Origin of the sequence: Geobacillus sp. BMUD, assembly GCF_013096845.1 — a bacterium.
GTDB classification, from domain to species: domain Bacteria; phylum Bacillota; class Bacilli; order Bacillales; family Anoxybacillaceae; genus Geobacillus; species Geobacillus vulcani.
In genome coordinates, this window is sequence record NZ_SDLA01000003.1 from 1 (window position 1) to 15074 (window position 15074).

The 15074-nt window shown below is 54.4% G+C and carries 9 protein-coding genes, 4 tRNA genes, 1 rRNA gene and 1 pseudogene; 13 read left to right on the forward strand and 2 right to left on the reverse strand.

The window, feature by feature from the left end:
* From ETC05_RS05715 to ETC05_RS05740, 6 genes are all read left to right on the forward strand, one after another.
* A 23S ribosomal RNA gene (locus ETC05_RS05715) occupies window positions 1-233 on the forward strand; the annotation flags it as partial.
* Window positions 234-707: 474 nt separating this feature from the next.
* Window positions 708-779 (forward strand) — tRNA-Gly (locus ETC05_RS05720).
* Between the two features lie 9 nt (window positions 780-788).
* Window positions 789-862: transfer RNA gene (locus ETC05_RS05725), tRNA-Arg, on the forward strand.
* Window positions 863-962: 100 nt separating this feature from the next.
* Window positions 963-1033, forward strand: a tRNA-Gly gene (locus ETC05_RS05730).
* A 173-nt stretch (window positions 1034-1206) separates the two neighbouring features.
* Window positions 1207-1283: transfer RNA gene (locus ETC05_RS05735), tRNA-Arg, on the forward strand.
* A gap of 567 nt (window positions 1284-1850) precedes the next feature.
* Window positions 1851-4664: a tetratricopeptide repeat protein gene (locus ETC05_RS05740; RefSeq protein ID WP_171660559.1), complete on the forward strand. Its 2814-nt coding sequence runs from the start codon at window positions 1851-1853 to the stop codon at window positions 4662-4664.
* A gap of 105 nt (window positions 4665-4769) precedes the next feature.
* Here the strand turns inward: ETC05_RS05740 and ETC05_RS05745 are convergent, their stop codons facing one another.
* On the reverse strand, window positions 4770-6011 hold the full coding sequence (locus ETC05_RS05745; RefSeq protein ID WP_031408811.1) for an aminopeptidase: 1242 nt from the start codon (window positions 6009-6011) through the stop codon (window positions 4770-4772).
* Between the two features lie 344 nt (window positions 6012-6355).
* On the opposite strand from ETC05_RS05745, the gene ETC05_RS05750 reads away from it, so the two are divergent.
* On the forward strand, window positions 6356-7792 hold the full coding sequence (locus ETC05_RS05750; RefSeq protein ID WP_171660560.1) for a sodium/proline symporter: 1437 nt from the start codon (window positions 6356-6358) through the stop codon (window positions 7790-7792).
* 145 nt (window positions 7793-7937) lie between these two features.
* On the opposite strand, the gene hpaB is transcribed toward ETC05_RS05750, so the two are convergent.
* Window positions 7938-9383 (reverse strand): 4-hydroxyphenylacetate 3-monooxygenase, oxygenase component, encoded by a 1446-nt coding sequence (gene hpaB / locus ETC05_RS05755; RefSeq protein WP_171660561.1) that lies wholly within the window; start codon window positions 9381-9383, stop codon window positions 7938-7940.
* 237 nt (window positions 9384-9620) lie between these two features.
* On the opposite strand from hpaB, the gene ETC05_RS05760 reads away from it, so the two are divergent.
* The 6 genes and pseudogenes from ETC05_RS05760 to ETC05_RS17785 form a co-directional block, all read left to right on the forward strand.
* On the forward strand, window positions 9621-11288 hold the full coding sequence (locus ETC05_RS05760) for a class I adenylate-forming enzyme family protein (RefSeq protein ID WP_202807094.1): 1668 nt from the start codon (window positions 9621-9623) through the stop codon (window positions 11286-11288).
* Window positions 11289-11346: 58 nt separating this feature from the next.
* The gene (locus ETC05_RS05765) at window positions 11347-12894 is read left to right on the forward strand and encodes an acyl-CoA carboxylase subunit beta (RefSeq protein WP_031408818.1); all 1548 of its coding nucleotides are present in this window, start codon (window positions 11347-11349) and stop codon (window positions 12892-12894) included.
* Window positions 12895-13207: 313 nt separating this feature from the next.
* Window positions 13208-13492, forward strand: coding sequence for an autorepressor SdpR family transcription factor (locus ETC05_RS05770; protein WP_031408820.1), 285 nt, complete (start codon window positions 13208-13210; stop codon window positions 13490-13492).
* Window positions 13479-14126 (forward strand): SdpI family protein, encoded by a 648-nt coding sequence (locus ETC05_RS05775; protein ID WP_031408822.1) that lies wholly within the window; start codon window positions 13479-13481, stop codon window positions 14124-14126. Before ETC05_RS05770 ends, ETC05_RS05775 begins: the two co-directional genes overlap by 14 nt.
* Before the next feature lie 22 nt (window positions 14127-14148).
* The gene (locus ETC05_RS05780; RefSeq protein ID WP_171660563.1) at window positions 14149-14931 is read left to right on the forward strand and encodes a YhfC family intramembrane metalloprotease; all 783 of its coding nucleotides are present in this window, start codon (window positions 14149-14151) and stop codon (window positions 14929-14931) included.
* A pseudogene (locus ETC05_RS17785) lies at window positions 14928-15068 on the forward strand (VOC family protein); the annotation flags it as partial. The gene ETC05_RS05780 and the pseudogene ETC05_RS17785, both read left to right, overlap by 4 nt.
* Between the last annotated feature and the right edge of the window lie 6 nt (window positions 15069-15074).

Genomic DNA, 15074 nt, shown 5'->3' on the forward strand with positions numbered 1-15074 from the left:
GGGATGGACGCACCGCTGGTGTACCAGTTGTCCCGCCAGGGGCACCGCTGGGTAGCTATGTGCGGACGGGATAAGCGCTGAAAGCATCTAAGCGTGAAGCCCCCCTCAAGATGAGATTTCCCACCGCCAAAAGCGGGTAAGATCCCTCGAAGATGACGAGGTCGATAGGTCCGAGGTGGAAGCGTGGCGACACGTGGAGCTGACGGATACTAATCGATCGAGGGCTTAACCTAGAAAAGTGGAAGCGCCGCGTTTCGCTCTCGAAGCCAAATGTTCTTCACCCGCAGGGGCGCTCGCGCCCCGAGGGGGAAGGTTATTTGGCAGAAGAGAGCTAGGCGCTGGAACTGGACAATAGAAAAGCGCAGGCGAGCGGTTCGCCGCGACGGGCAAATGTTCTTCGCCCGCAGGGGTGCTTGCACCCCGAGGGAGAAGGTTATTTGACCCCGAGCGGCGGCGAGCCGGAGCTAGACAGTGCGAAAAGCGGAGGCCGCCTGCCTATCGGCGAAACGCGCTGGAGGGCCTGCGAGGAGGCTCGAACCAAGCAAAGCTTGGTTCTGCGTGGGTGGTGCCACAGGAGCGTATGCAATGTGTCGCCGCCACAGCAGGACCGAAGCGTCGCGAGCCGATGGCGGCCGGAGCTAGACAGTACGAAGCGCGGCTTCTTCCGACGGTTATCTAGTTTTGAAGGAATGAATTCCTCTCATGATGCGGAAGTAGTTCAGTGGTAGAACACCACCTTGCCAAGGTGGGGGTCGCGGGTTCGAGTCCCGTCTTCCGCTCTCAATGATGCGCTCGTAGCTCAATTGGATAGAGCATCTGACTACGGATCAGAAGGTTAGGGGTTCGAATCCTCTCGAGCGCGTTTATCCACTAGCTTTAAGAAAGATATTGACAAAAAAGAAATTAGCGATTATATTTTTATTGCAGTCGTTTCTAAGACAAGCTCCAATGATATTGATCATGCGGGTGTAGTTTAATGGTAAAACCTCAGCTTCCCAAGCTGAAGTCGTGGGTTCGATTCCCATCACCCGCTTTCCTTTATTTTATCGTGAATATCGTGTAGATATCGTCCCAGTAGTTCAGCAGGATAGAGCAACGAGCGAGACATCTTCGAATGGGCTGCGAGTTGCCCCGACGCATCAGGCTTCTTTGTGTTAGCTGGTAGAGGAAGGGGCAGCAGGAAGATTAGAGTGTCGTCTTGGTTATGTCCCAGTAGCTCAGCAGGATAGAGCAGCGGCCTTCTAAGCCGTCGGTCGGGAGTTCGAGTCTCTCCTGGGACGCCACTTACATACGATCGGTTCGGGTTAACATTGCCGAAACCCTTGATATGACCGCGTTTGCGGTCATTTTTCATTTTTGGGGAATCCTGAAAAAAACGATAGAATGCGAAAAAATTTTGCACGAATTTTGCACAGCTATTTAGCATGGTACAGCTCCTCCATTGCAAGGTCAACTTGCCTAAAATATGCGAGTATGTTTGCGGCGTGGTTACAATATCTTTATGTCCGAGACTCCAAAAAACGTATTTGATATTCCCTCCTTAATATAAAGCATGGAGACGTGAGTATGCTTGAGCCCATGGCAAGCGATTGTTTCCATCCCGTTTTTTTTGCGTCTCCCATTTCGCGCCCTCCTGCTGAAAATTGAAAGGATCTATTGGTTGTGTGTCGAATGCTTGCCCATCTTTCTCTTTTTTTGCATCCCGCGCTTACCGCGATCGCAGAAGCATTTTTTCGTTAATGGAACAGCTATGTTTTGTCTTGCAAATGAAAACAAATTGAAACGTTCCTTTCCGCGAAAGTTTGTTAAAATATATGGGATAGAAATAAAATCATAAATCGTGCCATACAATGAACATGCATGGCAAATATACGAGTCAGGTGATCGACATGGGGTTTGAACAGCAACTGGTTCATAAAACATTTTACGAGACGTTGATCGAGGCGGGAGAATGCGACATTGTCAGCGCGCTTGGCGATATTTTTTTCACGGCGCATCGGGATGGCACTGATTTGTCGTCCATTCGCTTTGCCCAAGGGGAAGTGTATTTCCACCGCCGCGACTATGAAGCGGCGATCTTTAAATGGGAACAAGTCCATCATGACGATTTGCGCCCTTGGGCGCAAAAAAACATCGCCGACAGCTACTATGAGCTTGGACGGCTCGAGCTGGCAGAGGAGCTGTACCGCTCGATTGAGACGGAAAGCGAAACGTTGCATGCGGAAATCATTTTATGCCTGTTTTCGCTCTACCGTGAGTTGGGGGAAAAAGCGAAAGCGGATGAAATGATTAAGCGCGGCGTGACGTTGTATCCGGATTATCCGAACATGACCGAATGGGCGCGCGCCTTTTTCGAGGAGCAAGGTGATTGGGAAAGCGCCGTCGAGCTTGCTTTAGGAGAGGCGGTGCGGACCTCGGCGCGCCGCTGGGCGGACATCTTGACCGGTTATGTGGAACAAGGACATGCGCGAACGATGGCGCCTGCGCGGTTTTCACGCTGCCTAGCGCTGTTGTACGAAACCGATCGCGTGAAGTTTGAACGGCTTGTGCAGGCACTATGGAACGGTTATCGAGATGGAGACCTCTATTTTTCGTGGCTCGCGGAGTGGAATCGCCTCTATGATGAGTTGGCGATCGGCCGCGACTATGACTGGAAGCGAATTCCCGGCCTTTTAGGGGAAGCCTATGCGGGATTGATGAAAGGGCCGTATCGATTGAAAGAGTTGGTGGAAGTTGTTCCACCGCTTGTCAAAAGCTGGGTGAGTTTAGCTGACGGTCCGGAGACAGCCGTGGCCGCAGCTGCCTTGTTGGCGTGGAGTGAGAAATTTCCTGAGGCGTTTGAAGAAGAGACGGTCAACGACGCCGCTAAGCGGCTCGTCCATGCGAAACGGCAGGCTGGGGAAGCGGGTGTGTCGCTATTTGAAGAAATTGCCGATTGGGCGGAAGAGCAGCGGGCGGGCTCGCATTTCCGCTTCCGCTGGTTCGTGCGGCAGCTGTCTGATTCGCGGACGCATTTCGTTTTGATCGCTGGGGCGTCGCGCCATGAGCGGTTGGCGTTTTTGCGGACGTTGGTCGGCGAGGCAGCGTTGGCGGCGCCGTCTGCGCCGGTGATTGCGTGGAGAAACGGTGGGGAGATGGAAGTCGCGAAAATCAGTGACGACCAGTTTACCGTTTTTTCGAGTATTGACGAATTTCAACAGGCAACGGGCGGCCGCGGAAGCCGATTCCCTGATGACGCTGTCATTGAATGCAAGGCGCCGTTTTCACTCGTGCCGCAAGGGATTGTCTTGTTGGATATCGGCCCGCTCGGCGGGCGCGCTTCATCCGACCATGAAGCGCTTGTGTCGTTTTCGCTTGCTGACAGCATTCTCTTTCTTCTCAACGGAGAGGATCCGTTTTCTAGCGCCGATGAACAGTTGATGCTACAGCTTCGCGAGCGGGCGCCGAATGCGCCGATGTACGTTTTGCTTCCTCCGGGCGACGGAATGGTGGATGAAGAGGAGACGGCGAGAATCGTTGAGGAAGTGGAAGCGCACGTTCGTACGATTGTTCCGGGGGCCCATGTTATGGTCTATTCGCCCCATGCGCCAAGCCGCAAGCAGCAACAATTCCTCGTCGGCTGGTTTGAGGAGATGCGCCGCCATGTATCATCGGTCCGCCGCGAGGAAGCGATTTTAACGACGATCCGCCAGTTCATCGCTCATTTGTTCCGGCAGCGGGCCGAGGCGGAAAGCCGGTTGGCGGAGCTGGTCGTGTGGAAAAAAGAAATGGCGGCTAAACTCAGCGGCGCTATTCATCAGTTTGGCGACCTGCAAGAGGAAAAAATGTCCAAAACGGCAAAGTCATTCCATACTGTCTTGGCGGAAATGCGGGGCGAGCTGTCTGCGGCGATTCCCGATCTGTTGCGCAACATGGCGGATCTTGTGAGCGAAGACAGCGATTTTTCCCGTTTGCATCTTGAACTGAACCACAAAGCGAACGAACGGCTTCGTGCTTACCTTGATGAACAGGCGCTGCCAAAGCTGCGCCGCTCCATGGAACAGTGGATTGCAGCGACGGAAGACGAATTCAACGAATGCCAGGCGTTTTTGCATGAAATGGGTGAAGGGTTTAACGCCATGTTTGGCGATGAGCGGCTCAAGCTCGAATGCGATTTTCGCCTTCTCGCCGATTGGCGGCGCGATATGGATCGGTTGATCAGCGGGGTGCAAATAGACAAGGTGAACGTTTTCTTGCGGAGAACGCCAAGCCAGCTGCTGTTGAAAGGGGCGGGAAAACTGCTCGGTGCTTTTGCGCAAAACAAGGCAATGCTGGCGCAAAAGTATAAGCAGTTCATCCAGGCGCAAGATTACGCTGAGGTGGTGGAGGCGATCATCCACCAGTTGCTGCTGCCGTTTGAATGGTTTGCTAAATCGCTTGAACGCGATGTCACCCGATTTTTCCATGCGCCGTTGACAGGGCTCGATGAAACGTTGAAACGGTTGGAGCTGGAGATTGCTGCCCAGGAAGGTGAGCTCAAACATATGCGCACAAATCCGGAGGCGTACCGCGACCCGCTCGTTCTCTTTAGCATTCGTTTGCGGCAATGCGAGCAACTGGCGCAGGCGGCATCGGCCGCTGTGCATTTGCGGCAAGATGAAAACAACCCTATCGGTTCGCTTTGATCGTTGCGTGTGAATCCGTGTTGGAATGGAATCAGGCTGCGCCAACGGTCGGGTCTGCCCGCCTGTTGGACGCAGCCTGATGGCTTAGAGTGAAGGGAAACCAGCTTACGACAATTCGAACGCCCAGTTGCCGCGGCGGAAAATCGGTTCGCGCTTGCCGTCTTTGGTGACGCCGTCGATGTTCAGTTCGGCCGAGCCGATCATAAAGTCGACGTGGACGAGGCTGTCGTTGACGCCGCGGCGGTCAAGCTCTTCTTTGGACAGCGCCGCGCCGTTTTCGATGTTCGTCGGGTACGCTTTGCCCAACGCAAAATGGCAAGCGGCGTTTTCATCAAACAGCGTATTGTAAAAAATGAGATTGGACAGCGATACGGGCGACTGATGCGGCACGAGAGCGACTTCGCCGAGGCGGCGCGCCCCGTCGTCGGTGTCAAGCAAATGCTTGAGCGTCTCATATCCTTCTTCGGCGCTGAAGTCGACGACTTGACCGTCTTTGAACGTGAGCGTAAACCCATCGATGACGTTGCCATTGTAATTGAGCGGCTTCGTGTTGCGGACGGTGCCGTTGACGCCGTCTTTATGCGGCATCGTAAACACTTCCTCGGTCGGCATGTTCGGGTTGAAGCGCACCCCGTTTTGACTGGTCGCGGCGCCGCCGTGCCAAACATGCCCGTCGACGAGCTCGACCGTGATGTTGGTGCCCGGCGCTTCGTAAACGAGCTGTTTGTATTGCTTGTTGTTTAAGTAATCGACGATGCGGGCGAGCCGATCATTATGTTCGCGCCAAGCAGCGATCGGGTCCTCTTGGTCGACGCGGACGATGCGGAAAATCGCTTCCCATAGTTTGTCGATGGCTTCTTCATCACGCAGATCCCCAAATACTTTTTGCGCCCATGCCGCCGTCGGGACGGACAGGAGCGACCAACAGTTCCGATCGGCCATGATGGCGCTCCGATAGTTGGCGAGCGCTTGGGCGGCCGTTTTATTGGCGGTGGCGATCCGCTTCGGATCGACGTCTTTTAACAAGTCAGGATTAGGGGCGTAAATGGATAAAAAGGCTGCTCCTTGTTCGACGAGCTCTTCCATCGCTTTGGCCCGCCACATCGGATATTCGGAAAACGCTTCCTCAGGGGCGTGATGAAATTTGATGTATGTAAGCGCCTCATCGTTCCACTCGACATACACGTGTTTCGCCCCGGTTTCGTACGCCGTTTTGGCGATTTTGCGGACGAGCGGCGCCGCCTCGAGCGGGGCGTTGACAAACAGCGTCTGCCCAGGCTGAATGTTGACGCCGACTTTCACGGCCAATTCGGCGTATTTGTCCAATTCCTTCTCCCAACGGTTCATCTTGTTCACTCCTTTTTTTGGATTCATCTCCACTTTATTATAATTCGAGCCGTCTGGCAACTTGTAGTGTTCCACATGTTGATTCTGTCCGAGCGAAACTTTGCAAGGTGAGACGCGGTGTCATGCTGGAATAACTGGCTCGTTTGCCACATATGTAAAGAGTAAACAGATGCCTGTGAGGAGCAACCATTCTCGCTGTCACTGGCATGATCGTCGATCGTCGCAGTCTGATGATAGCGCCATGTTTATGGAAGGGGAGTGGGATTGGCAGGCCGAGAAGAGAAAGACATCCCTGCAGATTCCGTGTGCGCCTGTGCAAAACCGTACAACAGGGAGGAACAGCGATGAGTGGCATCATCTTGGCGGAACTCGTGCTGTATTGTCTTGTGATGGCGGCGCTTGGCTATTGGTATGGGAAAAAGGAGATGAGCCATTCCGACTTTTTGCTTGGGGGAAAACGACTGCCGGGTTGGGCGCTCGCTTTTTCTGAGCGGGCGACGGGCGAATCCGCCTGGCTGTTGCTTGGCTACACGGGGTTTGTATTCGCCAATGGGCTTTCTGCGATTTGGGTGGCCGTCGGCATTGTCATCGGCATCGTCTGCGCCTGGCTCTTTTTGGCCGACCGGTTTCGCCAAGAGGCGGAGCGATACGGTGCGCTGACGTTGCCCGGTTATTTAGCGAAACGGTTCGGCGCGCATGGGCAAACGATTTTATGGCTTGCGACTGTCCTTATTTTTAGCTTTATGATGTTTTATTTCAGCGCGCAAATTGCCGGAGCGGGCAAGACACTGTTTGCCGTGTTTCATATCGATCCGCAGCTTGGCATGGTCATCAGTGTGGCGATTGTCATTATCTTGTCATACACCGGCGGGTTCGTCAGTGTCGTTTGGACGGATATGATTCAAAGTATGCTCATGCTGGCGACGCTCGTGATTTTGCCCATTGTGGCGTTCGTGGAAATTTATAGTGGTGGCTTGTCGATCAGTGAAGCGCTTCATCACGCGAAGCCGGGCCTCGATTCATGGACGGGGGGAGTCACTGGATTTGCGCTTGGGCTATTGTTGTTTAACAATTTTGCTTGGTTTTTTGGCTATCTGGGCGGACAGCCGCAGCTGAGCGTCCGCTTCATGGCGTTGAAAGACGCCCGCGAGGCGAAAACGGCCAAAACAGTGGCGATCATTTGGACGCTGATGGCCTATGGCGGCGCGTTTTGCATCGGTCTTGCGGCGATTGCCCTTTATCAGGGCCATTCCTTCGCCGACGTGGAAACGGTATTGCCGCATATGGCGCTCGATTTGTTGCCGCCGTGGCTCGCGGGGGTATTGCTGTCGGGCATTTTGGCGGCCATCGTGACAACGGCCGATTCGCAGCTGCTTGTCATCACGAGCGCCATTAGCGAAGACATTGCGCGCCGTTCATTGCGCCTTCGTCTGTCGGAAAAGCAGCTTGTCGCGCTTTCCCGCGCGGTGGTGGTCATCGCCGGACTGCTCGGTTTGGTGCTGGCGATGACATCCGAGTCGCTCGTCTATCTCGTTGTCAGCTGGGCATGGGCGGGAATCGGCTGCACGTTGTCGCCGGCGATTTTGCTCTCTTTCTTCTGGAAGCGGTATTCCGGCATCGGCGTCATCGCCACGATCGTTGCTGGGTTTCTCAGCACGGTCATCTGGATTTCCTCGCCGCTTGAGGCCATCATCAGTTCACGGTTTACGACGTTTGTCATTGCGCTGGCGGCCGGGGTGTTGTTTAGCCTGCTGTTTCCCGATCGTCAGCGGACGACGTGATCGATCACGTCAATCCATTCGCATGAGGGTGTCCCGAAAGAGGCGGGACACCTTTTTTCTGGACGGAACGCTTGATGATCTCCCGCCTCTTTGAAGAAAAGGCGGGCGTTTATGCCAGCCCGGTGCTGTGGTTGCTGCCGTTTTGTCAACGTTGTTCGCTGTCTAAAAACCGTCGCACCATTTGGGCGCATGCTTCCCGGTCGCAGCGATGGTAAAAGGTTGTCGCAAACCGGGCTGGATCGCCGAAGAAAAACCGTTCGTACAGCGTCTGCCGCGTCCCGAAGGCGCTCATCGCCAGATCCCAGGCGAAGCGGAACAGCTGCACCCGCTGTTCGGCCGGAAGCGTCGCTGCCTGCAAATACCGGTCCAAATCCGGGCGGAGCGGGGAAGAAAAGTCTGCTTCCGTCGGCAGGCAGACAAGCCCGCTGGCGCCAAGCAGCTGAACGATGTCGGCAAAGCGCGGGTACAAGCGCGGATACAAAAAGGCGGCAGCGTAAAGCGGGGCAGGATCGGGCACCATGGTGCCGCGCCGGTCCGGTTTCGCGTGGAGCTCGGCGGTGAGAAGCATCCCCCGAAGCGCTTCAAGGGCGGCGGCGATTTCCCCGATTTTTTCTTGCACATGCTGGTATCCGCCAATTTGGATGGATTCGCTGAGCAGCTCCACCGTTCCAAGGAAAAATTCGGTTTTCACGATGCGCCGCGCCAGCACTTGGTGCAGTAGCATAATGGCCAAATGGGTTTCTTCATCCAGCTCTTTGACCACCCATGCGTTTTTGTAGAAAAAGATCCGATCCCACGGAACGAGCACATCGTCAAATACGACAATGGCGTCGATTTCATCAAAGTGCGCGCTGAGCGGGCCGTCAAACGAAGAGGCGCCGGCAGCAAAAGAAGGGCGGCAGATGAACTTCAACCCCGGCGTGTTGCTCGGAATCGAAAACGCGTACATGTATTCATCGCCAAGAAGCGTCCCGCCGGCCGGCAAAACGAGAAGTTCGTCAGTCATGCCGCCTTGAGTGGCGAGCAGGCGCGCGCCTTTGATGACGAGTCCGTCTGTCGTTTCGCGGATCACTTTGGCGGCGATCGGCTCGCCGTCTTCTTCCATATAGCCGAGGGAACGGTTCACTTGCGGGTTGACAAACGTATGGGTGAACGACAAGTCGTTGTTGATCGCCCGCTCATAGAGGTGTTCGATATGTTCGGCGTAGGACGGGTGCTGCTGCCCGAAAAAATCGGCCGCGGAAGCGAGCGCCATCACGGCGGTGTTCATGTAGTCGGGAGACCGCCCCATCATCCCCGCTGTCAAGCGCGCCCATTCTTGGAACGCCAGGCGCCGGTGTTCGAGATCGTCTTTTGTCGTCGGCCGCAAAAACGCCGCGCCGGCCAGCTCCCCCGTCGATGTGCGGAACGTCAGCACCGGCTGTTTGTTTGGATGGTGCTGGGCGTCATATAAGCGCGCTTGGCTTCGCATCACGCCGGCAAAAGCCGGGTGTTCCGACAGCTTTCCCTCGACCTGAGCGCCGTTGATCCATACATTTGACCGAAGATTGTCAATGCGCTCGATATATTGGGTTCCGTTACTAATGGCCATAGTCTCCATCCCCCTTTTTTCCGTAAAGACCGTTTATGGCCATTGTATGCGCGCCTAGAAAAAAGGGGAGGAGTTCATCTGCGTTGCCATGTCGGAGAAAATAATGGGTCGTTCGAAAAAGGAAATCAACGAATGACAGCGAAATTCTATTCATAGGAATGAAGCAGAGGACATGATCATAGGTTGAAAGCGTTTTCTAAAACGAAAATACTGACCGTTCAGTATTCTATTCGGAGGATGGTGAAACAGGTGAACCAAACGCGCCCGTATTGGCCGAGCGGGTTGCCGAAGAAGCTCCGCTATGTGCTCGGCGAACAGCCGCTCTATCATTATTTGCGCCACCGCGGTGAACGTGAAGCGAACGAACCAGCGTACATCTTCTACAATACGGTGATCACATGGGGGACGTTGCTTGACCATGTCCACCGGTTTGCCCGCTATTTGCGGGAAAAGGGGGTGGAAAAGGGGAGCTGCGTGGCTTTGTACATGCAAAACTGTCCACAATACATCATCGCTCACTTCGCCGTTCAGCAGCTTGGCGGCATTGTCGTTCCGCTCAATCCGATGTACCGCGAATCTGAACTTGCCTACTTCTTTTCCGAAGTGCCGCTTGTCGGCATCATCGCTGGGGAAGAAGGATTATCCCGCATTCAACAAGCTGAACAACAAACGGCGCCGCTGTCGTTTACGGTCGCTTGTCATTACGGTGACTATGCGGATCCGGCAGGGGAGATCCCGCTTTGCGAAGAGGTGCTGCAGCCGAAGCAGACGTGTGAAGGCGCGGATGAGCTCACCGCCATCATCGCCGCTTCTCCGCCGCTTGATGAGACCGCTCCCATTGACTTGTGGAACGATGTCGGGTTGATCGTTTTTACGTCCGGGACGACCGGTCGGCCGAAAGGAGCGATGCTCACCTATGGTAATGCGCTATTTAAGACGGCCGCATCGGCCCAAGCGAACCGGCTGACGGAAAAACCGGAAACGTTGATGGCCCATTCCCCGCTTTGCCATATTGCCGGCATGGTGATGGGACTGAATATGCCGGTGTACACGGGACATCCGTGCGTATTATTCACCCGCTTCGACCCGCTGGCGACGATCAAAGCCATCGAAACGTACAAAGTCACGGCATGGTACAGTATCGCTCCGATGAACGCGGCCATCCTGCAGGCGCTCTCTTCTGTCAATGCGGATTTATCGAGCCTAAAACGCAACTTAGCGACAAGCTTCGGCCTGCCGGTGACGAAAGACCTTGCTGAGCGGTGGGCGGAAGCGACCGGTGGCTGCCTGTTGTATGAAGCCGCCTACGGGTTGAGCGAGACGCATACGTGTGACACGTTCATGCCGGATGACCGTGTGAAATTTGACTCGTGCGGCATCCCAACGTATGAGACAGACATTCGCATCGTGGACCCGGAAACGAAACAAGAGCTTGGGACCGGACAGTCGGGGGAAATTGTCGTCAAAAATCCGGGGGTTTTTAAAGGCTACTTCCGCCGCGATGACGCGACGAACGAGACGCTGAAAGATGGGTGGGTGTACACCGGCGATATCGGGTATGTCGATGAAGACGGCTATTTGTATTTCCAAGGGCGGCTGAAAGAGATGATCAAAGTGTCCGGCTACAGCGTCTTTCCAGAAGACGTCGAAGCGTTGTTGAACGAACATCCGGCCGTCAAGCAATGCGCAGTCATCGGTGTGCCTGACCCGATGAAAGGGGAAGTTCCGAAAGCGTTTGTTGTTCTTCACGATTCGTACAAAGGAAGGGTCGCGCCGTCTGACTTGATCGAATGGGCGAAAACGCATATGGCGGCGTTCAAGTATCCGCGTTATATCGAGTTCATTGATGAATTGCCGGCGACGCCGTCAGGCAAAGTATTGCGAAAGCTGCTTCCAAGAGAATAACATAGCGGCGGGGACACGGGCCGCCCTGCCTTTTCCAAAAAAAAAAAGGGGGATCATGGTGGAGAATTTGCGGCAATTAACAGACGAACTGATGGCGAAAAAAGCGAGCGCTGCGTTGGGCGGCGGCGAAGAGAAAATCGCCAAGCAGCACGAGAAAGGGCTGCTAACTGCCAGAGAGCGGATCGCCCTGCTTGTGGATGCGGGAACTTTTATCGAGTTCGGACAGCTGAACGCGTCCGACCAGCCCGGCTTGGAAGAAACAACGTATGGAGACGGGCTTGTCGCCGGCATCGGCAAAGTGAATGGCCGACCGGCGGTCATCATCGCCGGGGATAAAACGGTGCTCGCTGGAACGGAGGGGAGCGTTCATTTGCGCAAGTCGCGGCAAATGCATGCACTGGCTGTGCGCAATGGCTTGCCGATGTTTTTCCTCCATGAAGGCGGTGGGTTGCGCATGCCGGACGGGATGGGGTCGGACGGGATCAGCGACAAATTGTTTCCACGCGAGCTGCTCGCCCACCACCGGCAAGTGCCGACGATGGCGGCGATTTTGGGGGACAGCTACGGTGGGCCGACATGGACGGCGGTCAGCTGTGATTTTGTCACGCAAATGAAGGGGACATGCATGGCGATCGCTGGGCCGCGCATGCTCGAATTGGCGAATGGGCAGCGCGTCACGCCGGATGAGCTCGGCGGCGTAGACATCCACCATAAATATACCGGACAGATTGACGCCGATGGCGAGACAGAGGCAGAATGCATCGAGCAACTAAAAAGGTTTTTTTCATACATGCCGCAAAACGCTAACGAGCGGCCGCCGATGCGGAAGACGGATGATGACCCATACCGGATGGTTGAGGAAGTGTTTTCAATTTTGCCGGACAAACGTAGCCGCGTCTATGATATGCGAAAAATTATCGCCTGCCTTGTTGATGAAGGAGACTATTTTGAGTATCAGAAACAATTTGGCAAGGCGCTGATCGCCGCTTTGGCGTATCTAAACGGTCATGTAGTCGGCATCATCGCCAATCAGCCCAACCAATACGCAGGAGCGCCCGGGCCGCAGGAATGCCAAAAGGCGACGGAATTCATTTGCTTGTGCGACTCGTATCATATTCCGATCATCTTTTTGCATGACACACCGGGGTTTCGCATCAGCGTCGAGGCGGAAAAAGCGAAAATGGCGACGAAAATCATGGTGTGGAATCAGGCGCTTGCTCTATCAACCGTCCCAAAAATTTCGGTTGTCATCCGCAAAAGCATTGGCGCGGCGTACGGCAATATGTGCGGACCGGGGATGGGAGCGGATGTGGTCGTCGCCTGGCCGAGTGCGGAAATCAATTTCACCGGTCCGGAAGTCGGCATCAACGTCGTATACGGCCGCGAGCTTGAACGTGCCGACAACCCGCATGAGCGGCGTCAGGAGCTGCTCATGCAGTGGTCGTTTGACAGCTCGCCGTATGGGGCGGCGCGCAAACATTTGATCGACGATGTCATCCATCCGGCGGAGACGAGAAAATTCCTTTGCCAGACACTTGAATATTTGCTTACATCCAAGCGCGAAAAAAGTGAGCGCTTGCTCGCCGCTTGGCCCACGGGGTTTTAACGGAAATCAGTGGGAAGCCAAGCCCCACGTTACCATGGACTCCGGGGGCGCCTAGCTGTGCGTCCTCCTTTCCACTGATATCTACGAGGGAAAACGGGAAAAGACATTGACAGTCAAATGGAATATTCTTTAATTAATAGCGAATCGTTTATCCGATATTTAGATGTTTTTCTAAATATCTAATTATATACGTATACATGTATGAAAACCTGTTCACATTGGTGCATAAGAGACAACGACAAACGAAAGCTCTCCCGGTGGTTGTCAACCCCTTAAGATGCATCCCAAAATCGTTCACAAGGTGGGATTACCATTGTCGTTCAACGAGGCGTTTAAAGCGATTGCTGATCCGACGCGCCGGAAGATTTTAACGTTGCTCCGGGAAGGAGAGTTGACGGCAGGAGAAATCGCTTCGCATTTTGCTATGCAAAAGCCGAGCGTATCGCATCATTTGAAAATTCTCAAGCAGGCTGATTTGGTGCAAGACCGGCGTAGGGGACAGCATATCTACTACTCTCTGAACACGACGGTGTTTCAAGATTTGCTTCGCTGGTTTTACGATTTTGTCGAAAAGGGGGAGAGACATGATGAACGTTAGCCGGCTGACGATCGTGTTGGCGATTCTCGCTTATTTCTTGAGTTTGGCCGTCCTTCCGTATTTGCCGGATCAAGTGGCGATCCATTGGAACGCATCAGGGGAAGCTGATGGCTTCAGCAACAAATGGTTTGGCGCCTTGCTGCTGCCCGTTCTCATGACGGTGTTCACGTTTTTGACGGCGGTGTTGCCGAAGCTCGACCCGAAAAGAGAACATTACGCCCGCTTTCAAAAAAGCTATCGTATTGTCAATGCGGCGCTTTCCTGCTTTTTCTTGGCGCTGCATGCCGTGACATTGGCGTACAACCTTGGATTTTCCATCGATGTTGGGGCGTTCATGCCGCTTGCCATCGGCGGTCTGTTTCTTGTCATCGGAAATTATCTGCCGAAAATCAAACACAATTATTTCATCGGCATTCGCACACCGTGGACATTAGCGAGTGAGACGGTTTGGCACAAAACGCACCGTCTTGGCGGCAAAGTGTTTATCGCCATGGGGATTTTGTCGATGCTCACCGCGTTTTGGCCCGGAGAGATGAGGGCTGTTTTGTTTCTCGTCATCATCGTTGTCGGCAATTTGTATCTTATCGTTCGATCGTTTCTTTATGAGCAGCAAGAACAACGCAACCGCTCATAAATAAGCGGGAGGGGGAGAGGACGTGGGAATGATCGGTGCGGCGGTGCAGCTCGCCATTTCGTTGTTTGTTCCAGTTGGTCTCGCATGGTACGGAAGAAAAAAAGGATGGCTTTCGTGGAAAGCGCTCGGCATCGGAGCGCTGATGTTTCTCTTGTTTTCACAAGTGTTGGAAAAAGCGCTTCACATCGCTCTCCTCGAACCGGGACGGCCGGCGCTGAAAGGGACGGACAGCGTTTTGCTCTTTGTGTTGTACGCCGCGCTTGCTGCCGGCGTGTTTGAGGAAATCGGCCGTTATGTCGGGTTTCGCTGGCTGTTGAAAAAAAACCGGGCGTATGGCGACGGCTTGTCATTCGGGCTTGGGCACGGCGGGGTGGAAGCAGTGCTGCTTGGCGTGTTTGGCGCTGTGAACACGATTGTGCTTCTGAGCTTGATTCAATCAGGCGCCTTCGACAAAACGATCGCCCCATCGCTCCCGGCAGGCCAGGCGGAGCTGATCAAAGAACAAGTGCTGCACACGCCGTTGGCAATGTACGTGTTGGGCGGCATAGAACGGCTGTTTGCTTTGGCGGTGCATGTGGCGCTGTCGCTCCTCGTTTTGCTTGGCGTGCGCCAGCGGCAGTTCCGTTATGTCCTGTACGCGATTTTGCTTCATGCGGCAATGGACGTCTTGCCGGCGCTTTATCAAGCGAAAGTGGTCACAAACATCTGGGCGGTCGAGGGAGTGCTGCTCATTTGGGCGGTTGCTGCGGTTTCGTTCATCCGCCGGATCAAACCAGCGTTCGCACAGGGGGGAGAGGAACGATGATTCGTATCAAACGGCTTGATCATGTGCAAATTTGCATGCCATTTGGCGCTGAGGATGAGGCGCGTGCGTTTTATACGGATGTGCTCGGTTTTCAGGAAATCGAAAAACCTGAGTCGCTGAAGGCAAACGGCGGACTTTTGATT

What these genes read in the sequence shown, in the direction of transcription:
- ETC05_RS05740 (WP_171660559.1), top strand. Translation starts at nt 1,851, where the DNA reads ATGAACATGCATGGCAAATATACGAGTCAGGTGATCGACATGGGGTTT.
- ETC05_RS05745 (WP_031408811.1), bottom strand. Translation starts at nt 6,011, where the DNA reads ATGAACCGTTGGGAGAAGGAATTGGACAAATACGCCGAATTGGCCGTG.
- ETC05_RS05750 (WP_171660560.1), top strand. Translation starts at nt 6,356, where the DNA reads ATGAGTGGCATCATCTTGGCGGAACTCGTGCTGTATTGTCTTGTGATG.
- hpaB (WP_171660561.1), bottom strand. Translation starts at nt 9,383, where the DNA reads ATGGCCATTAGTAACGGAACCCAATATATCGAGCGCATTGACAATCTT.
- ETC05_RS05760 (WP_202807094.1), top strand. Translation starts at nt 9,621, where the DNA reads ATGGTGAAACAGGTGAACCAAACGCGCCCGTATTGGCCGAGCGGGTTG.
- ETC05_RS05775 (WP_031408822.1), top strand. Translation starts at nt 13,479, where the DNA reads ATGATGAACGTTAGCCGGCTGACGATCGTGTTGGCGATTCTCGCTTAT.